The organism is Gemmobacter aquarius, assembly GCF_003060865.1.
GTDB lineage: Bacteria > Pseudomonadota > Alphaproteobacteria > Rhodobacterales > Rhodobacteraceae > Paragemmobacter > Paragemmobacter aquarius.
Map to the genome: position 1 here is coordinate 869,817 of NZ_CP028918.1, position 20,043 is coordinate 889,859.

The 20,043-nt window shown below is 65.4% G+C and carries 19 protein-coding genes and 2 tRNA genes; 6 read left to right on the top strand and 15 right to left on the bottom strand.

Annotated features, from left to right (window positions below; translation table 11 throughout):
- Nucleotides 1-44: 44 nt before the first annotated feature.
- Genes HYN69_RS04225 through HYN69_RS04235 form a run of 3 tightly spaced genes read right to left on the bottom strand, consistent with a single transcriptional unit; the run spans nucleotide 45 to nucleotide 1,414 of the window.
- Nucleotides 45-353, bottom strand: coding sequence for a phosphoribosyl-ATP diphosphatase (locus HYN69_RS04225; protein WP_108434647.1), 309 nt, complete (start codon nucleotides 351-353; stop codon nucleotides 45-47).
- Nucleotides 350-1,111, bottom strand: a complete 762-nt coding sequence (gene hisF, locus HYN69_RS04230) for an imidazole glycerol phosphate synthase subunit HisF (RefSeq protein WP_108434648.1) — start codon at nucleotides 1,109-1,111, stop codon at nucleotides 350-352. Before hisF ends, HYN69_RS04225 begins: the two co-directional genes overlap by 4 nt.
- A gap of 3 nt (nucleotides 1,112-1,114) precedes the next feature.
- Nucleotides 1,115-1,414, bottom strand: coding sequence for a hypothetical protein (locus tag HYN69_RS04235; RefSeq protein WP_108434649.1), 300 nt, complete (start codon nucleotides 1,412-1,414; stop codon nucleotides 1,115-1,117).
- 133 nt (nucleotides 1,415-1,547) lie between these two features.
- Between HYN69_RS04235 and HYN69_RS04240 the strand changes: the two genes are divergently transcribed.
- Nucleotides 1,548-2,465: an HNH endonuclease gene (locus HYN69_RS04240; protein WP_108434650.1), complete on the top strand. Its 918-nt coding sequence runs from the start codon at nucleotides 1,548-1,550 to the stop codon at nucleotides 2,463-2,465.
- A 1,083-nt stretch (nucleotides 2,466-3,548) separates the two neighbouring features.
- On the opposite strand, the gene hisA is transcribed toward HYN69_RS04240, so the two are convergent.
- On the bottom strand, nucleotides 3,549-4,268 hold the full coding sequence (gene hisA / locus HYN69_RS04250; protein ID WP_108434651.1) for a 1-(5-phosphoribosyl)-5-[(5-phosphoribosylamino)methylideneamino]imidazole-4-carboxamide isomerase: 720 nt from the start codon (nucleotides 4,266-4,268) through the stop codon (nucleotides 3,549-3,551).
- 136 nt (nucleotides 4,269-4,404) lie between these two features.
- Here hisA and HYN69_RS04255 point away from each other — a divergent pair, with 136 nt between their 5' ends.
- Nucleotides 4,405-4,800 (top strand): DUF2147 domain-containing protein, encoded by a 396-nt coding sequence (locus HYN69_RS04255; RefSeq protein ID WP_108437029.1) that lies wholly within the window; start codon nucleotides 4,405-4,407, stop codon nucleotides 4,798-4,800.
- A gap of 80 nt (nucleotides 4,801-4,880) precedes the next feature.
- Entirely contained in the window at nucleotides 4,881-5,774 is an 894-nt protein-coding gene (locus tag HYN69_RS04260) for a DMT family transporter (RefSeq protein ID WP_108434652.1), read from the top strand.
- Nucleotides 5,775-5,885: 111 nt separating this feature from the next.
- Here HYN69_RS04260 and hisH read toward each other — a convergent pair whose 3' ends face one another.
- The 6 genes from hisH to HYN69_RS04290 form a co-directional block, all read right to left on the bottom strand.
- Complete coding sequence (gene hisH / locus HYN69_RS04265) at nucleotides 5,886-6,524, bottom strand: imidazole glycerol phosphate synthase subunit HisH (protein WP_108434653.1); 639 nt, start codon at nucleotides 6,522-6,524, stop codon at nucleotides 5,886-5,888.
- 74 nt (nucleotides 6,525-6,598) lie between these two features.
- Complete coding sequence (gene hisB, locus HYN69_RS04270; protein WP_108434654.1) at nucleotides 6,599-7,186, bottom strand: imidazoleglycerol-phosphate dehydratase HisB; 588 nt, start codon at nucleotides 7,184-7,186, stop codon at nucleotides 6,599-6,601.
- Between the two features lie 82 nt (nucleotides 7,187-7,268).
- Entirely contained in the window at nucleotides 7,269-8,192 is a 924-nt protein-coding gene (locus tag HYN69_RS04275; protein ID WP_108434655.1) for a metal ABC transporter permease, read from the bottom strand.
- A 60-nt stretch (nucleotides 8,193-8,252) separates the two neighbouring features.
- Complete coding sequence (locus HYN69_RS04280; RefSeq protein ID WP_108434656.1) at nucleotides 8,253-9,161, bottom strand: metal ABC transporter permease; 909 nt, start codon at nucleotides 9,159-9,161, stop codon at nucleotides 8,253-8,255.
- Nucleotides 9,162-9,577: 416 nt separating this feature from the next.
- Nucleotides 9,578-10,333 carry a metal ABC transporter ATP-binding protein gene (locus tag HYN69_RS04285; protein WP_230426481.1) on the bottom strand — a complete coding sequence of 252 codons (756 nt, stop codon included), beginning with the start codon at nucleotides 10,331-10,333 and terminating at the stop codon, nucleotides 9,578-9,580.
- A gap of 105 nt (nucleotides 10,334-10,438) precedes the next feature.
- A complete protein-coding gene (locus HYN69_RS04290; RefSeq protein WP_108434658.1) occupies nucleotides 10,439-11,443 on the bottom strand; it encodes a metal ABC transporter solute-binding protein, Zn/Mn family in 1,005 nt (334 codons plus the stop codon).
- A 431-nt stretch (nucleotides 11,444-11,874) separates the two neighbouring features.
- Between HYN69_RS04290 and HYN69_RS04300 the strand changes: the two genes are divergently transcribed.
- Together HYN69_RS04300 and HYN69_RS04305 are read left to right on the top strand one after the other, a co-directional pair.
- A complete protein-coding gene (locus HYN69_RS04300; protein ID WP_108434660.1) occupies nucleotides 11,875-12,594 on the top strand; it encodes a helix-turn-helix domain-containing protein in 720 nt (239 codons plus the stop codon).
- An 88-nt stretch (nucleotides 12,595-12,682) separates the two neighbouring features.
- A complete protein-coding gene (locus HYN69_RS04305) occupies nucleotides 12,683-12,940 on the top strand; it encodes a hypothetical protein (RefSeq protein WP_216824647.1) in 258 nt (85 codons plus the stop codon).
- A gap of 1,129 nt (nucleotides 12,941-14,069) precedes the next feature.
- Here the strand turns inward: HYN69_RS04305 and HYN69_RS04310 are convergent.
- From HYN69_RS04310 to HYN69_RS04320, 3 genes are all read right to left on the bottom strand, one after another.
- Nucleotides 14,070-14,144, bottom strand: a tRNA-Gly gene (locus HYN69_RS04310).
- Between the two features lie 188 nt (nucleotides 14,145-14,332).
- A complete protein-coding gene (locus HYN69_RS04315) occupies nucleotides 14,333-14,962 on the bottom strand; it encodes an FMN-binding negative transcriptional regulator (protein ID WP_108434662.1) in 630 nt (209 codons plus the stop codon).
- A 125-nt stretch (nucleotides 14,963-15,087) separates the two neighbouring features.
- Nucleotides 15,088-15,162: transfer RNA gene (locus HYN69_RS04320), tRNA-Gly, on the bottom strand.
- A gap of 125 nt (nucleotides 15,163-15,287) precedes the next feature.
- Between HYN69_RS04320 and HYN69_RS04325 the strand changes: the two genes are divergently transcribed.
- Complete coding sequence (locus HYN69_RS04325) at nucleotides 15,288-15,830, top strand: alkylphosphonate utilization protein (protein ID WP_108434663.1); 543 nt, start codon at nucleotides 15,288-15,290, stop codon at nucleotides 15,828-15,830.
- 98 nt (nucleotides 15,831-15,928) lie between these two features.
- On the opposite strand, the gene HYN69_RS04330 is transcribed toward HYN69_RS04325, so the two are convergent.
- Together HYN69_RS04330 and HYN69_RS04335 are read right to left on the bottom strand one after the other, a co-directional pair.
- Nucleotides 15,929-16,399, bottom strand: a complete 471-nt coding sequence (locus HYN69_RS04330) for a BLUF domain-containing protein (RefSeq protein WP_108434664.1) — start codon at nucleotides 16,397-16,399, stop codon at nucleotides 15,929-15,931.
- A 174-nt stretch (nucleotides 16,400-16,573) separates the two neighbouring features.
- The gene (locus HYN69_RS04335) at nucleotides 16,574-20,017 is read right to left on the bottom strand and encodes a pyruvate carboxylase (protein ID WP_108434665.1); all 3,444 of its coding nucleotides are present in this window, start codon (nucleotides 20,015-20,017) and stop codon (nucleotides 16,574-16,576) included.
- Nucleotides 20,018-20,043 lie beyond the last annotated feature (26 nt).

Genomic DNA, 20,043 nt, shown 5'->3' on the forward strand with positions numbered 1-20,043 from the left:
CACTAATTGGGCTTGTAGAGTCAACACTCTTGTTAGGACATCCCCTACCGCCCCGCCTTCTCCGCAATCCCTGATACCCCTTCCCGCCGCTCCAATTCCGCCAGCACCTCGTCGAGCGTCACGTCGCGGGACGTGAGCATGACGAGGAGGTGGTAGAGGACGTCGGCGGCCTCTGCCGTCAGTTTGGTGCGGTCGCCTTTGACGGCTTCGATGATCGCCTCGACGGCTTCCTCGCCGAATTTCTCGGCGCATTTTTCCGGGCCTTTGGACAGGAGTTTGGCGGTCCAGCTGCTGTCGGGGTCGGCGGTCTTGCGGGCTTCTATCGTGGCGGCGAGGCGGTGGAGGGGTGTCATGCGAGCCTCATGGGGATGCCGGCGGCGGCCATGTGGGCCTTTGCCTGTTCAATCGTGAATTCGCCGAAGTGGAAGATCGAGGCGGCAAGGACGGCGGAGGCGCCGCCTTTGGTGACGCCTTGGACGAGGTGGTCGAGGGTGCCGACACCGCCCGATGCGATGACGGGGACCGAGACGGCGTCACTGACCGCGCGGGTGAGGGGCAGGTTGTAGCCGCCCTTGGTGCCGTCACGGTCCATCGAGGTGAGCAGGATCTCGCCCGCGCCTTTGGCGGCGACGGTGCGGGCGAAGTCGATGGCGTCTATGCCGGTGGCTTTGCGCCCCCCGTGGGTGAAGATCTCCCATTTGCCGGGGGATACGGTCTTGGCGTCGATGGCCACGACGATGCATTGCGAGCCGAAGCGGTCGGCGGCGCGGGCCACGACATCGGGGTCGGCCACGGCTGCGGAGTTGAACGAGACCTTGTCGGCCCCCGCCAGAAGCAGGGCGCGTACGTCTTCGGGGGTGCGGACGCCGCCGCCCACGGTGAGCGGCATGAAGCATTGTTCGGCGGTGCGGGTGACGAGGTCGAACATGGTGCCACGGTTTTCGTGGGTAGCGTGGATGTCGAGAAAGCACAGCTCGTCTGCGCCTGCCGCGTCATAGGCGCGGGCGGCTTCGACCGGATCGCCCGCGTCGCGCAGAGAGACGAAGTTCACGCCCTTGACCACGCGGCCATCGGCCACGTCGAGGCAGGGGATGAGGCGGGTTTTGAGCATGGATCACCTGTGGCGGGTTCGGCGCCAGAGGTAACGGATCAGGTCGGAAAGTGCCAGAAGCGAGATGAGCAGGCCGGAGAGGGCCGCGGCGGGCAGGGTGGCGAGGGCGAGCCAGCCCAGCATGGCGGCGGTGTAGAGGGCCGGGCCGATGTCGGTTCCGAAGGCGGGGCAGGGGTGGATGGAGCCTTCGTCGAGTTGGCAGCCGAGGGTTGAGGCGGTGGCGTAGGCGGCGAGCGTCGACAGGACGGGGAGGAGACAGACGGCGATGATCGCGGCGAGGATGATATAGGCGGCGCGTTTCATCGGCGCGGGACGGGGGGCTGGAACATGGGGCACCTTGGACTGTCGGACAGGGGAAAGCTGAACCTGCGGGGGGACGGGCGTCAAGCCCGATGTGGCGGTTGCAAAGCGGTGCGGGACGGGCTTTTCTGGTGCAATGGCAAAGCTGGTTTTACTCCATAAGGCGGGTTCGATCTACGATGACGAGCCGGACCGCGTTTACGACTTTCCGAAAGCCTATCTGAAGGCGGTTCGGGAAGGGGTCGGGGATTGGGCGATCTATTACGAACCCGCCAAGGCGGGGCAGCGGGGGTATTTCGCCGTGGCGCGGATCGGCGAGGTGGTGCCCAAGCCGGATGTGCCCGACCGCTATCTGGCGCGGATCGTGCCGGGCAGTTTCCTGCCCTTTGACCGCGAGGTGCCGCGATTGCTGGACGGGCGCGTGCTGGAGGCGGCCTTGGCCGGGGCGGATGGCAGCCCCAAGAAGGGCGGCGCGGTGCAACTGGCCGTGCGGCGCGTGACCGAGGCCGATTTCGCGCGGATCGTCGGGCTGGGCCTGCCGCAGGATCTGGAGGCCGAGGAGGCGCGGCGGTACGATCCCGCAGTCGAAATTGATGACGGGGCCGGGGTTTTCGAGCGGCCTGTGATCGAGCGGTTGACGAGCAGGCCCTACCGCGACGTGGCATTCCGGCGGAAGGTGCGCGCGGCCTATGACTACCGCTGCGCCATTTCGGGGTTACGGCTGCGCAACGGTGGCGGGCGGCCCGAGGTGCAGGCGGCCCATATCCGCCCCGTCGAGAGACTGGGAAGCGATTCCGTGAGGAACGGGCTGGCGCTTTCGGGCACGCTGCACTGGATGTTCGACCGCGGATTGCTGTCGGTGGCGGATGACATGAGCATCCTCGTGTCTCGCAACAAGGTGCCGCACGAGGTGTCGGACCGGCTGATCGCAGCGGAGGGGAGGTTGCGCCTGCCCGCCGATGCGCGGGACTGGCCACATCCCGAGAACCTGCGCTGGCACCGCGAGAACGTCTTTGGCCAGATGGCATTCGACGAGCCCGCGCCCTGGGGGTGACGTGTCGGTTTTGCGCAAAGCGCCGGGGGGCTTGGCGCCCCCCGGACCCCCTGCGGGATATTCGGGCGCGTGTGAAAGCGGGAGGGACGGTGCGTTTCGGGCGTCTTCGTGGAGCGTGGCTGTAGCAAGAGCAGGGGAGCGCAAGCGGCGGGATTGCGCGGCGGGGGCTGGTGGCCGGAGGCTATCCTTTGGTGGGTTCGGGGATCACGGTGGCGTGCCTTGTCCGATCTTTGCGGGGCGTTCGGCCAAGGGGGCGGGAAGGGGCGTTCTGCTGCGGATTGCGGATGGGGAAGCGTAGCGGGGGGCTTCGCGCCCCCCGGACCCCCTGCGGGATATTTGGGCGAGTGTGAAAGCGGGAGGGACGGTGCGTTTCGGCATTTCAGGGCTGTTGCAGGCGGTGGGGAGCGCTGGCCAAGGGTTTGCGGCTGGGGCTGCTGTCTGGACTTGGGGGAGGTGTCGTGGGTCGTCCGGGGCAAGGTGCGGGCAGTGGCAAGGCTGGCGGGTCGGGGCGGAGGAGGTTGGGACGGGGGAGGTTGGGACGGGGGAGGTTGGGGGAGGTGCCGGGGTGGGGCGGCTGGTGGGCGGTGTGCTTTGGTCTGGTCTTTGGCTGGTCGCGTGGGGCCGGTGGCGGGGGTGCTTGGTTGCGTCAGGCTGTGGCAGTGCAAGTTGGAGGTCGGGTGTGATGGTGGCTGGCTTGGGTCGGATCGTTATCTGTACAAATAAGATCGACGAGATGGCGGCGTTTTAACTGTGCCATTTCGGCTTTTCCGTCAGACGCGGGACCGGTGACCGCATCGTGGAACTGGTGCCTGCCACCTTTGGCGTGACGATACTTTTGCACCCTGCGGCCGTGTCGCAGAGGGAAGGGCAGGTGTTGGTCAAGCTGGTCTTCGATGTCGAGGATGTCGAAGCGTTCTGCGCCAGGGCGAGGGCGGAGGGCTGGAGTTCGGGACCGTCCAGCGCGGTGAAGGGTATGTCTTTGCCAATGCGAAAGACCCGTCTCAGAACCCAATCCAGGTGTCGGGGGCCGGTGTTTTCCCGCGGGTGAGGACGTCGGGGCCGGTCTGGTGAGGGGCGTCGACCTTAGATGTCCAGCGTCTTGATCGCCGCGGCGAGGTCGATTGCGCCGTCGTAGAGGGCGCGGCCTGATATGGCGCCTGCGATGACGCCGGTGGCCTTGAGCGCGATCAGGTCTTGCATACGGCTGACCCCTCCGCTTGCGATGACGGGGATGGTGACGGCGCGGGCGAGGGATTCTGTTGCCTCGATGTTGGGGCCGGCCATTGCGCCGTCGCGGTCGATGTCGGTGTAGATGATTGCGGCGACGCCTGCATCTTCGAAGCTGCGGGCAAGGTCGGTGGCCTGCACGGTGGTCTCATGCGCCCAGCCTTTGGTCGCGACGAACCCCTTGCGGGCGTCGATGCCGACGGCCACCTTGCCGGGGAAGGCGCGGGCGGCTTGGCGCACGAGGGCCGGGTTTTCGACGGCGACGGTGCCGAGGATCACGCGGGCGAGGCCCTTTTCGAGCCACATCGCGATGGTCGCCATATCACGTATGCCGCCGCCGAGCTGGGCGGGGACGGTGACGGCTTTCAGGATCGCCTCGACCGCTGCGGCGTTGACGGGCGCGCCCGCAAAGGCACCGTTCAGGTCGACGAGGTGGAGCCACTGGCAGCCCGCGCTCTGGAACTTTAGTGCCTGTGCCGCCGGATCGTCGCCGAAGACGGTGGCGGCGGACATCTCGCCACGCAACAGGCGCACGCATTGGCCGTCTTTGAGGTCGATCGCGGGATAGAGGATCATGGGCTGCATCCGGCTGGTTGGGATGGGTGCGCTTTGCCATGCGGGCAAAGGGCGGGCAAGGGCGGAACGTGGCGTCAGGCTTGAACGGGGGCGCGGATCGGGGGAAGGTGGCGGTAACGACACGGGAGGTGATGTCATGGTGCGGTTAACCACAGTGGTGCTGGCAGGAATTTTTGCAGCTGGAGCGGCCTTTGCGGCCGATCCGGTCGAAGGGGTGTGGAAGACATCCCCGGATGACAACGGGCATTATGGCCAAATCGAGGTCAAGCCGTGCGGTGCGGCCTTTTGCGGCACGCTGGTGCGGGCCTTTGACCAGACGGGGGCCGAGGTCGAAAGCCCTAACATCGGCAAACAGATCATCTGGGATATGGTGGCCGAGGGTGACGGATTCTACGATGGCGGCATGATCTGGTCGCCGGACCGCGACAAGACTTACAAGTCGAAGATGACGCTGACAGGTGACGGGCTGGCGGTCGAGGGTTGCGTGCTGTTCGTCTGCCGCGATGGCGGGGCCTGGGCAAGGGTGAAGTGAAAAACGCAGGATTCGGGTTGCGGCGGGCGGCGTAGCGACCGAGACAAGGGCAGGCCTGCACAACTCCGGAGAGCCGCCCGATGTCGAAAGCCGATTGGCTGCGCCTGATCGTCCTGTCCCTGCTTTGGGGCGGGTCGTTTCTTTTCGTCAGTATCGCCCTTGCCGGCGGGGTACCGCCGCTGGTGCTTGTCTGGTGCCGTGTCGGATTCGGCGCGGCGGTGCTGGCAGCCGTGCTCATGCTGATGCGGACGGGGTTTCCGCACCGGAACCTTTGGCCTGCGCTTGTCGTGATGGGGCTTTTGAACAATGTCATCCCGTTTACGCTGTTCGCCTTTGCCCAAGGCCAGATCGGGGCGGGTCTGGCGGCCATCCTGAACGCGATGACCCCGCTTTTCACCGTTCTCGTCGGGCATCTGCTGCTGGCCGAAGAGCGGATGACGGGGCCGCGTGTGACAGGTGTGGTGCTTGGCTTTGCGGGCGTGATGGTGATGATGCGGGGCGAGGGGTTCGGCGGCACGGTGCTGGCAAAGCTCGCCTGTCTGGGGGCGGCGCTGTCCTATGCCTTTGCCGGGGTCTGGGGGCGGCGGTTCAAGCGGTCGGGGCTGCCACCGATGGCCGTTGCCTTCGGGCAATGCGCCTCGGCTGCGGTGATCCTCGGGCCGGTGATGCTGGTGGTGGACCGGCCCTGGCTGTTGCCGGTACCGGAGACGGGTGCGGTTGTCGCCATTGCGGGGCTGGTGTTCCTGTCTACCGCGCTGGCGTATCTGTTGTTTTTCGGGCTGCTGGCTTCGGCGGGCGCACTGAACGTGCAGCTTGTGACCTTTCTCATCCCGGTCAGCGCAGTGCTGCTGGGCGTGCTGTTTCTGGGCGAGGTGCTTGAGACAAAGCATCTGGCCGGTGCCGCGCTGATTGCGGCGGGGCTGGTTGCGATCGACGGGCGGTTCTGGCAGCGGTTGCGCGCGGGCGCCCGATAATTTTCGACGAAAATTATCGGGCGGGGCGCGGAAATCTTTCTGCGAAAGATTTCCGTGCGGCGGGGGTGGCGCCAAGAATTTTCTGGGAAAATTCTTGGCGCGGCGGGGCGGTCAGGGGGCCCAGCGCAGGAAGTTCGCGATCAGGCGCAGGCCGGTGGCTTGCGATTTCTCGGGGTGGAACTGGGTGCCGATCACGCTGCCCTGGCCGACGATGGCGGTAACGGGGCCAGCGTAATCCACATGGGCCAGCAGGTGGTCGGGGTCGCTGACCCTGAAATGGTAGGAATGGACGAAATAGGCGTGATCGCCGGTTTCTATTCCTTCGAGCACGGGGTGCGCCTGATCGATCACCAGATCGTTCCAGCCCATATGCGGTACTTTCAGCGCGGGGTCGGCGGGGGTGATACGAACCACCTCGCCCCCGATCCAGTCAAAGCCCCGCGTGTCGTGATATTCGCGCCCCCATGTCGCAAGCATCTGCATGCCCACGCAAATGCCGAGGAAGGGTTTTCCTTGGGCCACGCCTTCCGAAATCGCCTCGAACAGGCCGCCGTAAGCCCCGAGCGCAAGGCGGCAGGCGGGGAAAGCGCCGTCACCGGGCAGCACGATGCGAGTGGCACGGGCGACGTCTTCGGGGTGCGAGGAGACCAGCACTTCGCCCGCGCCGGTTTCGGCTGCCATGCGCTGAAAGGCCTTTTCGGCGGAATGCAGGTTGCCGCTGTCATAATCGACGAGGACGGTGAGGGACATGGCGGCGGCTCCGGTCGGGTAGGGCCAAGGATTTTGACCAAAATCCTTGGCAAATTTCTTTTCGAGAAATTTGGTCAGAGCGCGCCTTTGGTCGAGGGCAGGACGCCTGCCATGCGCGGGTCGGGTTCAGCCGCCTGGCGCAGGGCGCGGGCGACCGATTTGAAGGCGGCTTCCGCGATGTGGTGGCTGTTGATGCCGTGGACCATGTCGACATGGAGCGTGATGCCGCCATGGGTCGCCAAGGCCTGGAAGAATTCGCGCACCAGTTCGGTGTCGAAACTGCCGATCTTCTGGGTGGGGAAGGTCACGTTCCACACAAGGAACGGCCGCCCCGACAGGTCGAGCGCGCAGGCGACCTGTGCGTCGTCCATGGCAAGGTTGAAATGGCCGTAGCGGCGGATGCCCTTCTTGTCGCCCAGCGCGCGGGTCAGGGCTTGTCCGAGCGCGATGCCGCAATCCTCAACCGTGTGGTGGTCGTCGATATGCAGGTCGCCGTCGGCCTTTACGGTAATGTCGATCAGGGAATGGCGGGCCAGTTGGTCGAGCATGTGGTCAAAGAAGCCGACGCCGGTGTGATTGTCGTAAGCGCCCGTGCCGTCGAGGTTGACGGTTACGGCGATCTCGGTCTCGGACGTGCTGCGGTGGATTTCGGCCTGACGCATGGGGCGGCTCCTGTCTGACGGGGGCGTTATAGGCGCGGGGGGGCTGCTTGGGAAGGGGCGGTTGGATTGTTGAATAGGGGGGTCAGACCCTTGGCGCGTGGCCGTGGCGGCGGGGCGACAGAGTGGCGGCGAGGGCGAGAAAAACGCCCGAGACGGTTGCGATCATCCCCGAGGCCGAGACGGTGAACGAAAGGCCCAAGAGCGGCGGGCCGTAGCCTGCGGCCAGTGTGCCGAGGGTCGCTGCGGCGGTGGCGATGCCGAGGGACAAGCGGATTTGCCTGCCCAGATCATCGGTCAGCAGGCGGGCGGTGGCGGGCGGGCAAATCAGCATGGCGATGGTCAGGATCGAGCCGACCGCCGAAAAGGCCGCGACCGCCGCCAGCGCCGTGAGGGCCACCAGACCGGCCGAGATCAGCCGCACCGGCAGGCCGAGGCTGCACGCGAAGCCTTCGTCGAAGGTGGCGATGGCAAGCGGGCGGCTTGCCAGTTTCAGCGCAAGCAGGATCGCCAGCGCGACCAACCCGAGGGCGGGCAGTTCCGGCGGCAGGCCTGCCAGTGCTGCGGGGTCGAGCAGCGAGGCCCAGCCGGTTGCGTCGATCCAGATCAATCCTTCCAGATTGCCGTAAAGCGCGTGTTCCACATCCAGATGCACCGAAGCAGCGCCCGAGAGTTCGAGCATCAGCACCCCTGCGGCGAACATGGCGGTGAAGGTGATGCCCATCGCCGCCCCCGGATCGGTGCCGCCAAGGCGGCGGATCACCTCGATCAGCCCTGCCGACAGCGCAGCGGCACAAAGCGCCCCGGCCAGCAGGATCGGAGGCGCGGCACTCCCCGACAGAAGGAAGGCCGCGACGATGCCGGGCAGGACGACATGGCTCATGGCGTCCCCGAGCATGGCCTGCCGCCGCAGGATCAGGTAATTGCCCGGCCCCGCGCAGGCCAGTGCGGCAAGGATCGCGATGACAAGGGGCGGCAGCGTCAGGGGGACGAATTCAGAGCCGTACATGGCTGGACCTGTGGCGTTGTTCTTGGCGGACATACCCGGGGGCGGGAAAGGGGCTGGCCATCACCGCGCCATCCGGTGGCGCAGGCCGCGGCGCATCAGGCTGCGGGACACGATGCCCCGCTGTGGCGCAAACAGCGCCGAGGCGAGGAAGGCGGCAAAGGCCAGCAGCACGATGACCGGACCGGTCGGCACATCGGGCAGCGAGGCCGAGATCGCGGCCCCTACATAACCGCAGACCGCGCCGATCCCGCCGCCGACCAGCGCGACGAGGCCGGCGCGGTCGGTCCAGTAGCGGGCGGCGGTGGCAGGGGTGATCAAGAGCGCCACGATCAGGATCAGCCCCACCACGCGCAGGCCCAGAAGCACGACCGCCAGCGTCAAGAGCATCAGGAGCGCGTCGAGCAGGCGGGGCGAGAGGCCCATCATGCGGGCATGGCCGGGGTCGAAGGCAGTGATTGTGAGCGGGCGGCGCAGCGCCCAGAGCAGAGCAAGCACGACCGCCCCGCCCGCCGCGATCAGGATCGCATCGGCGCGCAACATGCCTGCGGTCGAGCCGAGCAGGAAGCCTTCCAGCCCCGCAGGGCGGCCAAGCGACAGGTTCTGGATCACGGTCAGGATCACGATCCCCGCCCCGTAGAAGGTGGAAAGCACCGCGCCGATGGCGGTGTCTTCGGGCAGGCGCGTGCGGATCAGGCGTTGCACCGCCCAGAGGCCGAGGGCTGCGGAAACGGCGGCCCCGGCGAGCAGCCCTGCGAGATTGCGCCCCTCGCCCCCCAGTGCGGCCATGACGAGGAAGGCCAGTCCGACGCCCGGCAGGGTTGCATGGGCCATGGCATCCGACACGAGGGCGCGGCGGCGCAGGTTGACGAAGGCCCCCACGCATCCGGCCGCAAAGCCGAGCAGCCCCGCGCCGACCGAAACGAGGGCCGCGTTGTATCCGGCTTGCAGGGTCAGGGCGGTCAGGAACATAGGGCGTTGCCTTTGGGTGCGGCGGCTTGTGGTGCATCACCCCGTGTCGCATCGCCCCGTATCGTATAGTCCAGTGCCGCGCTGCGGGCATGGGGCGCGCTGCCGGTCGGGGGCGGGGTGGTGGTTCGGGCTGCGGGTCGTGCCGGTCGAGCCTTTGCCCCACGCGCCGAGAATGCCGTGGATGCGGCGGGCGGCGCAGAGGGGAGCGCGTAGCCGGGTGGGTTTGTGCGTCCTGCGCGGAGGCAACGGGGCTTTCGGGGGTATGTCATCGGGTCGCGCAGCCCTGTTTGGCGGCCTTGGCGTCCGGACGCAGCGGGCGGGGCGTGCAGGGTGCGGGGGCGCTGGCCTGTGCCGGACGCGCAAGGGGGGCGGTCTTGCCCCCCGGACGAGTTGCAGGATCGCGGCAGAGGGGTGCATCATGCGGGGATCGCGCCGGGAAGGGTGCTGCCGTAAGTGCGGGCCACGATCTCGCGGCGGAAGGTGGTGGCGACCGGGCCTGCGGCGATGACGCTGCGGTTGAGGAGGAGCACATGATCGAAATAGGCGGGCACGGTTGCAAGGTCGTGGTGGACGGCGACGATGCTGCGGCCTTCGTCGCGGAGGGACTTGAGGACCGCGATGATTGCGCTTTCGGTCGCCGCATCGACGCCTGCGAAGGGTTCGTCGAGCAGGTATAGATCGGCCCCTTGGGCAAGGGCGCGGGCGAGGAAGACGCGTTGTTGCTGGCCGCCGGAGAGGGCGCCGATCTGGCGCTGGGCAAAGGGTTCCATGCCGACGCGGGCGAGGCAATCGCGGGCCAGCGCTGTTTCGGCGGTGCCGATGCGCCTGAACAGGCCGGTCTGGCGGAAGCGGCCCATCAGCACGACATCTATAGCGCGGGCGGGGAAATCCCAGTCGACCGAGGCGCGTTGCGGGACATAGGCGATGCGGGGCAAGGCCTTGGCGAGGGGCTGGCCGAACACCCGCACCTCGCCCTGTACGGGCGGGATCAGGCCGAGGGCGGCTTTCAGCAGGGTGGATTTGCCCGCGCCGTTCGGGCCGATGATCGCGGTCATCGCGCCTGTGGCGAAGCGGGCGGTCACGTTCTCGACCGCCGGTGCGCCGCTGTAGGCCACGGTCAGGCCGGTGACGGCGAGGGCGGTTTCGGGCAGGATCGGGGTCGGGTCAACCATGGGGGTCATCCTGCGGCGAAGGGGCGGGGAACAGGCACGGTCTGGCGTGCCGCGCGGGCGTTGTGGCGGGGGCCGGTCCGTGACGGTCGGGGTGCGGGGGCTGCATCAGCCTGCCACCATCAGTTTTCCGGCCATGCCACGGTCGGGCACTGTGCCGCCGAGGGCGCGGGCGATGGTGGTGATGTTGTGGTCGAGCATGCCGAGGTAGGTGCCTTCATAGCTGCCATCGGCGCCCATCGCGTCGGAATAGAGCTCGCCGCCGATGGTGACTTCGTGGCCCTGTGCCGCAGCACCCTCGATCAGGGCGCGGATCGAGCGGTCGGAGACCGAGCTTTCGACAAAGACCGCGCCGATGTTGCGGCTGACGAGCAGGTTGACCAGATCGCCCACGCGGGCAAGGCCGGCTTCGGATTCGGTCGAGATGCCCTGTATGCCCTGCACCTCGAACCCGTAGGCGCGGCCGAAATAGCTGAAGGCATCATGCGCGGTGAAAAGCACGCGCGACGAGGGCGGCACGGTGGAAAGCACCGATTGGCCATAGCTGTCGAGTGCCGCGAGTTCGGCAAGATAGGCCGGCAGGGTGGCCGAGGTGTCGAGACCTGCCGCTGCAAGGGGGGCAGCCATGCCCGCGACCACCTCGGCCCAGAGCGAGGGGACCATCCACACGTGCGGATCGGGGCGGTCGGGATAATCGGGATGGAAGATGAGACGGTCGTGCGGCAGGGTTTCGGCCACGGCGATGACCGTCTTCTTGCGGGCGAGGTCTTCGAGCACCTCGGCAAATTGCGCTTCGAGATGCAGGCCGTGCCACAGGATGATGTCGGCCCGCGACAGGGCGAGGATGTCGCCCCTGGTCGGGCGGTAGGTGTGCGGGTCAATGCCCGGACCCATCAGCGCCTGCGCCTGACCTGCGGTCAACACGCGCGCGGCATCGGCGATCATGCCGGTGGTGGCAATGACCGAAGGCGTCGCGGCGCGGGCCGCCGTGGCCATAAAAGGCGTGGCCATAAGAGACGTGGCCAGAAAAGACGTGGCCAGAAAGGGTGATGCGGCAACGAGGCCGAGGAGACGGCGGCGGGCGAGGGTCGGCGGATCGTCAGGGTCGGACATCGGACACGAGCCTTTCATACTGGCCTTTGGCGGGATGCGCTTTTGCGGCATCGGACCGTATTGTGCGGCCGGAAGGAGGGTGGTGCGAATGGTTCTCAATGTCAAATGGAATGAGAATGGGTCGCAAAACTGTGAGGGTGTGGGGGAGGTGGTGGTGATCGCACAGTCGATGTGTGCGCGGGCCACGCCAAGTCTGCGGGCCAGTTCGCATCGAACCACGACATCACCCGCTGATAGGTCCGCAGGGTGCAGCCGCCACCCGTCCGAAGCGTTGCGAACAGCCGCGCCTGTCCGGCGGCACGCGCCGAAATGGTCGCTTCAGCCCGCTGGACGTGGGCGCAGTAGATCGTGGCAAGGGTGATGATGTCGGCGCTGGTCATGCCTCTTTATGAGCAATTTACACCGACTATGCAATATCATTTTACACTGAAATGGAAACAGACCCTATCCAAATCGTTAACTTGTGCCCGCATGGGGTTTTGGTGCAAATTTACACCGTGATGAGGACCGATCAGATTTATGAGCTATTGGAGGCGCGACGCCTCGAACTGGGGCTGTCGCAGCTTCAGGTCGGTCAGCTTGCGTTCGGTCGTGCCGACAGTTCGGCGATACAGAACCTGAAGCGCGGTTCATCGCCAACATTCGATCGATTGCAGGCGATAGCCAGCGCCCTCGGCTTAGAGCTTTACCTCGGCCCAAAAAGGGTCGACGGCACCGGCTTCAGCGAGGTGCCACCAGTCGCGACAATCAACGCCCCAAGTAAAGGGATTTATCTCCCTTTGCCTTGGCACCCGATGACAAGAAAGCCCGGCGCGACGCCTGTTGCGTTTCATGGTGAATGGCTGGAAACTGCAAAGCTCGATCCGGAGCGTCTCGCCCTGGTCGATCCTGTCCATATCTATCTCGATCGAAAAGACACGCGAGACCTGCTTTTGGTCGTCGATGTCCACTCAAGACGGTCAGCCCAGCCCGAGCCATGGGCGTTCATAGATCATGGTCAAGTTGCCGTCGGCCTCGTCCAGTTTAGCAAAGAAGTGGCACTGCTTCTGCCCTCGACGATTGGTAGCGCGGCTAGAGTAATTTCCGGCAAAGATCAAGACGAGCTGGTGTTTCTGGGCCGCGTCGTTTGGCAATGCTACAGGCAGAAGTGAACGGAACAGTTTTCACCAGTAAGAGGAGTTTGTCGTGTCTAAGAAATCTCTCTCCGCTATTTTCGTATGCGCCCTTCTCGATGGAGGCATGGCGCGGGCCGAAGACATCGACTGCAAGAAGATCGCGTGGCATGCCCAGCTCGTCATGTCGGCTCGACAGATGAACGCGGACATTAACAAGGCCATGGAGATGACGATCAAGCGGGACTGGCCGTTTGGGCGCAGCATGGTGCTGGAAGCATACGAGCTGCCTTTAGCCCCAAAGGATGGCCGGTCAGGCACCGCGGCGTCCGTCGGTTTCGCGAACGAATGGGGCCGCCGTTGCCTCGCTGGCGAGCTGGACTAGCAAAAATCAGTTCCATGTTCGCGGCGCTCCGCCGCTGCCGCCGCGACAGGCAATCCTACATCTTTTCAGGCACTTATGCCGAACATGGAACTGGCGTATGAACTTTACGCACGATTTCCATGTTCCGCCTTCACGCGCAGCTCGGTTTTGCCCGCCAAACGACCGATAAGTCGGCCTTTAAACCCTGTTTTACTTGGCTTTAAAGGCCTCTTTTGGCGCGGCTGGAAAAGCTTCATGCAGCCGCCCGCCCAGCACGCCTCGGCCCCTTATGCAATTTATGCACCCATCGTCTCACACGCCGCGCAAACCCGCCCAACCCCTTGAAGTCACGCGCGTTTTCACACGTTCCCACCCATTACCGCTTATTCCCGCTTACTGCAGATATGTCTGTCAACGCACAATGCGTGTGGCTCGCCACGCAAATCTGCAGTGATTGACAGCCATATTTGCAGCAGAACGTTTCGGAAGCTCACATCGCTTCCCGACTACAGTTTCCGCCTTTGTGCCTGTGCTGGGTGAACAAGCGTGTATGCAGCACTTTCTAAAGCAGTGCTGCGGTATGGTTCAGCCTAACTGCTTTCAGTTTGAAAAGCTCCGCCGGTGCAAGCTGTGTCGAAGCGATTTATCGCAACATGCATCACTCTCAGGCAGTCAACATTCGGCTCGTACAATACGTCAACCGTCAAGCTGAGGAACTGCAGCCGACCAAGGATAGAACCTTCGTCCGTCTCCCGACGGCCGGCCGAATTGCTTGTCCCCATGTCGGCCTCCTAGCCTCAAAGTTAGGGGGCAAAGCGTCTACAAATCCAGGGGCACCTCAGTCGTCGATCTGGTGAACCGGCTCGAGACCGAGACCCGTGGCGGCAGAGGGCTGACCCGCCTACACTCTGTGATCAGTTCCGTCGGCTCAGGCCCTGACTTCGATGTCGCAAGGGGGGGTCAATTCTGGACGCCGATAGGGGGTCGGTCTTGCGTGCCCATTGGCACTGCACAGGGGCGTTGGCCTGCCTGGAGGGCCACTGAACGAGACTTTTCAGGCCACGCCAAATGAGGCCTTCAAGCCAAGGTAAAACGAGGGTTTCGAAGGCGCGGAATGACAAAGGGCGCCCTCGGGCGCCCTTTGGTCGACTGGAGCGGGCGATGAGATTCGAACTCACGACCCTAACCTTGGCAAGGTTATGCTCTACCCCTGAGCTACGCCCGCACTCCGTGAAGCGGGTATTAGTGCGCCTCACGGCGGGGCGCAAGGGGATTTTTCGCGGGATGTCGAGGATGGTTGCGACGGGGTGATGGCCCGCGCAATCCGGATAGGCGGGTGCGGCGGGTCGGCCTTCTGCGGCAGCCCGGTCGAGCGGGGGCTCGATGCCCCCCGAGGGCGGGGCGGTCGGCTGGTCAGCCTTGCGGGGGGAGGCTTCGTGCCATTTTCGCGGCGATGCCGGTCCGGCCCTGTGCGTTCAAGCCGTCGACGGCGCCTTGCAGGTCGCCGGGGGTGCGGTTCTGGCCCAGTTTGGATTTGGCGAGCACGGCTGTCACGGCGATCCGGAAGGCTACGATGTTTTGCAGCATCGTCTCCATGTAATCGGCGGGCGCGTCGGCCATTTTCCAGGCGGCACCGCCGTTGACGCGGCGTTCGTGCAGGCGGGTGAGCAGGCCCACGGCGGCGCGTTTGGCATGGGTGTCGTGCTGGAAGGTGATCGTGCCGTGGATATGGACCGCCTGATAGTTCCATGTCGGCACATGGCGGTGATGCTCGGCCTTGGACGGGTAGGTGTTGGGCGAGATATAGGCATCCTCTGCGCGGAAGATGGCGAGCACGGGATGCCCGTCGGGGACCATGCGGTGCAAGTCGTTGGCAAGGGCTGCGTGGCCGATCAGGCTGCAATCGGGGGCGGCGAGAAGCGGGATATGGTTGGCCAGCAGACCTTGTGACGTGTGCACGACGAGGCAGGCGAGCGGGGCTTCGGTCAGGATCGCCGCGATTTCGGCCTTGTCGGTTTCGTGGAAATGCGGCGGGATGTACATGGCGCGGGTCCGGGTGGCTGTGCGGCGTCGTCGGGCGAGGATGGCAGCGCAGGTAAAGCAGGGCAAGCGGGGCCTGAAATGCGAAACGGCCGCCCGTTGCAGAGGCGGCCGTTCGGCGATCCGGTTGGAGCGGGCGAGGCGATTCGAACGCCCGACCCTAACCTTGGCAAGGTTATGCTCTACCCCTGAGCTACGCCCGCACCGTCCGGATGGGGCGGATGTATAAAAGCCTTGCGCGGGCCGCAAGGGGGGCAAAGCAAAAAAGCGCGGGATTTTGCGTTTGGCGGGGGAAGGGGTTAGGGGAAGGCGAGAACATAAGGAAACGATGATGGATGACGATCGGCTGCGGGCGGTGACGGCTTGCGAGTTTTGCGGGACGGTGGCGGAGTTTGGGGCGGAGTTTGGGGCGGGGCTGGAGGCGGTCGGTGTGCCGCCTGCAGGGGATGTGGCGCTGTGTGCGGCCTGTCGGGGCGATGCGCCGGCGGGCGAGGGCCATTGGCGTTGCCTAGAGGGGGCGGCGTGGTCGGATGTGCCTGCGGTGCAGCTTGCCGTCTGGCGTAAACTGGGGACGCTCGATGCGCCATGGGCTGTCGAGGCGCGGGAAAACATGGTGCTGGAGGGGGCGGTGCTGGGCTGGACCGAGGTCTTGGCAGGCGTGGTCCATCGCGACAGCAACGGGGCGGTTCTCGCGCAGGGCGATACGGTCGTGCTGATCAAGGACCTTGTGGTGAAGGGCGCGAACTTTACCGCCAAACGCGGGACTGCGGTGCGCGGTATCGCCTTGGTTGCCGACAACGCCGCCCAGATCGAAGGGCGGGTCGAGGGGCAGCGGATCGTGATCCTGACGGAATTCGTGAAGAAACGCTGAGGGTAGCGGGTGGCGCGTCTGTCGCCGAAAGGGCGGGACGGACGCGCGGCTTGGACGGGCCGCAATTCCGCAGATGACGGCGTGCTGCGGCGGTCGGGTCAGGCCGCGGTTTCGGCGACCGCTTCGTCGGCTGGTTCGCCCATACGGAACAGGCCGTTGCGGAAGGCCGCGATCAGCAGCGTGGCGCGGCCTGCATCGATGGCGGTGAAATCGGCGGCGCGGTCGAAGGCATCGGTCAGGCCCGGCTGGCGGGTGATATCGTCGATGGTGACGCCGGAAAAGCCCATGGACCAGTCGGCAAAGGCGCGGTCATCGACCGCTGCCGTCAGGATGCGGAGGACGCTGCCGTGACGGGTGTCGGCGGCGATGCGCGAGAAGGTGGCCTCGACCGCGTCGGCGGGGCCTTCCAGCACCTGAAAATACGAGCCTTTGTCATGCAGCAAGAGGCCGGTGATGCCCTTGGCGGCGTTGGCGCTGCGCGAATGGGCAAGGATGCGGTCCAGCATTTCGGGCGTCGCCGGATCGCTGGCTGCGCTGGCATAGACGAGCTGGATAAGATTGCAGGACATTGGCACCCCTGAACGCAGCGCGCTGTTTTTCGCGCCTGCGCACAAGCAGTAACGGCAGGGTCCGCGCGATTTTAGCCGTGCGTCGGGCTGCGGCCATGCGAGGAAAGGCAGGGTGTCATCCCCGCTTTCGCGGAGATGACGGGACGAGGTGGCCCCGCGCAGGCGGGGACCGGGTCATTCCAGTTCGATGAGCAGGTCTTTCGCCTCGATCTGGCTGCCGGGGTGGATGTGGACGGCTTTCACGGTCGCCTCGCGGTCGGCGTGGAGGCCGGTTTCCATCTTCATCGCCTCGATGGTCAGCAAAAGGTCGCCGGCGCGGACCTTTTGGCCGACCGAGACGGCGACCGAGGCGATGGAACCGGGCATGGGCGCGCCGATATGGGCGGGGTTGCCATCGGCGGCTTTGGGTTTCACCGCCGCTTTGGCCTTGATCGCACGGTTGGCGACGCGGATCACGCGGGGTTGGCCGTTGAGTTCGAAGAACACTTTGACGTCGCCGTCTTCGGAGGTCTCGCCCACGGCTTGCAGGCGGATTTCGAGCTGCTTGCCGGGGTCGATTTCGGGGGTGATCTCTTCGCCCGGTTCCATGCCGTAGAAGAAGGTCTTGGTCGGCAGGGCGCGGACGGGGCCGTAAAGCCGGTGGCGGCCCATGTAGTCGAGGAAGACGCGTGGATACATCAGGTAGCCGTTGAGGTCTTCGTCATCCACCGTGTAGCCGCTGAGTTCGGCGGAAAGCTTGGCGCGGGTGTCTTCGATATCGACGGGCGGCAGGGTGGCACCCGGGCGTTCGGTGAGCGGGGTGTCGCCCTTGAGCACCTTTTGCTGGATGCCTGCGGGCCAGCCGCCGTGGGGGTGGCCGAGGTTGCCGCGCAGCATGTCGACGACCGAATCGGGGAAGGCCACGTCCATGTTGGGGTCTTCGACTTCGGCGCGCGTCAGGCCTTGGGCCACCATCATCAGGGCCATGTCGCCCACGACTTTGGACGAGGGCGTGACCTTGACGATATCGCCGAACATCTGGTTGGCATCGGCATAGGCTTGGGCGACTTCGGGCCAGCGGTCTTCGAGGCCGAGCGAGCGGGCTTGCGCCTTGAGGTTGGTGAACTGGCCGCCGGGCATTTCGTGGAGATAGACTTCGGACGCGGGGGCGGGCAGGCCGGATTCGAAGGCCGCGTATTGGCGGCGGACGGCTTCCCAGTAGTTCGAGATGTCGCGGATCGCGGCGATGTCGAGACCGGTGTCGCGGTCGGTGTGGCGCAGGGCTTCGACGATGGAGCCGAGGCAGGGCTGCGAGGTGCCGCCCGAGAAAGCGTCCATCGCGGCGTCTACCGCGTCGACGCCAGCGTCGCAGGCGGCGAGGATGGTGGCGGCCCCTGCGCCCGATGTGTCATGCGTGTGGAAGTGGATCGGCAGGCCGATTTCCTGCTTCAAGGTCTTGACCAGAAGGCGGGCGCCTGCGGGTTTCAGGAGGCCCGCCATATCCTTGAGGCCGAGGACGTGGGCACCTGCGGCTTTGAGTTCTTTCGCGCGGTCGACGTAATATTTCAGGTCATATTTGGCGCGGGCGGGGTCGAGGATGTCGCCGGTGTAGCAGATCGTGCCTTCGCAGACCTTGTTGGCTTCCAGAACTGCATCCATGGCGACGCGCATGTTTTCGACCCAGTTGAGGCTGTCGAACACGCGGAAGACGTCGACGCCGGTTTCGGCCGCCTGTTTGACGAAGAATTTGACCACGTTGTCGGGGTAGTTGGTGTAGCCGACGCCGTTGGAAGCGCGCAGCAGCATCTGCGTCATCACGTTGGGCATATGGGCGCGCAGGTCGCGCAGGCGTTGCCACGGACATTCCTGCAAGAAGCGGTAGGCGACGTCGAAGGTGGCCCCGCCCCAGCATTCGACGCTGAACAGTTGCGGCAAGTTCGCCGCATAGGCGGGGGCGACGCGGATCATGTCGACCGAGCGCATGCGGGTGGCCAGAAGCGACTGGTGACCGTCACGCATCGTGGTGTCGGTCAGCAGCACCTTTTTCTGGGCCTTCATCCAGTCGGCGACGGCTTGGGGGCCTTTTTGTTCCAGAAGGTTGCGGGTGCCGGTGCCGGGCTGTTCGGTCAACAGGCGCGGCGGCTTGGGTTGCCGTGCCTCGGCCGGGGGTTTCGGGCGGCCTGCGGTTTCGGGGTGACCGTTGACCGTGATGTCGGCGATGTAGGTGAGGATTTTCGTGGCGCGGTCGCGGCGCTTTTTGAACACGAAAAGGTCGGGCGTCGTGTCGATGAATTTGGTGGTGTAGGTGTCATCAAGGAAGGTGGGGTGTTTCAGTAGGTTGATGACGAAATCGATGTTGGTCGCAACGCCACGGATGCGGAATTCGCGCAAGGCGCGGTCCATGCGGGCGATGGCCTTTTCGGGCGTTTGCGCGTGGGCGGTGACCTTGACCAGAAGCGAGTCGTAATAGCGGGTGATGACGCCGCCCGCGTAAGCCGTGCCGCCGTCGAGCCGGATGCCGTTGCCGGTGGCCGAGCGGTAGGCGGTGAGGCGGCCGTAATCGGGGATGAAATTGTTGAGCGGGTCTTCGGTCGTCACGCGGCATTGCAGGGCGTGGCCGTTCAGCTTGACGCCTTCCTGGCTGGCGATGCCGGTGGCTTCGGCAAGGGTCTTGCCTTCCTCGATCAGGATTTGCGCCTGCACGATGTCGATGCCGGTGACTTCTTCGGTCACGGTGTGTTCGACCTGCACGCGGGGGTTCACCTCGATGAAGTAGAACTTGCCAGAGTCCATATCCATGAGGAATTCGACGGTGCCCGCACATTCGTAATCGACATGGGCGCAGATGCGGCGGCCCATTTCGCAGACTTCGGCGCGCTGTTCGGGGGTCAGGTAGGGGGCAGGGGCGCGTTCGACGACTTTCTGGTTGCGGCGCTGCACGGTGCAGTCGCGTTCCCAGAGGTGGTAGATGTTGCCGTGCTTGTCGCCCAGTATCTGCACCTCGACGTGGCGGGCGCGGATGATCATCTTTTCAAGGTAGCCCTCGCCGTTGCCAAAGGCGGCTTCGGCTTCGCGGCGGCCTTCGCGGACCTTTGCCTCAAGCTCGTCTTCCGACAGGATCGGGCGCATGCCGCGACCGCCGCCGCCCCATGACGCTTTCAGCATCAGGGGATAGCCGACTTCGGCGGCCTGTTTCTTGATCAGCGCCATGTCGTCGCCCAAAACCTCGGTCGCGGGGATGACGGGGACGCCTGCGGCCATGGCCACGTGGCGGGCGCTGGCTTTGTCGCCCAAGGCGCGCATGGTTTCGGCGCGGGGACCGATGAAGGTGATGCCCGCATTGTCGCAGGCTTCGACGAAATCGGGGTTTTCGGACAAGAGGCCGTAACCGGGGTGGATGGCATCGGCGCCGGCCATCTTGGCGACGCGGATGATTTCGGGGATGGAGAGGTAGGCGCCGACGGGCGAGAGCCCTTCGCCGATGCGGTAGGCTTCGTCTGCCTTGAAGCGGTGGAGCGAGAGTTTGTCTTCCTCGGCGAAGACCGCCACGGTTTTCTTGCCCATCTCGTTTGCGGCCCGCATCACGCGGATGGCGATCTCGCCACGGTTGGCGACGAGGATCTTGCGGAATTCGGGCATGGGCATGTCCTTTGGACCGAGAGGGC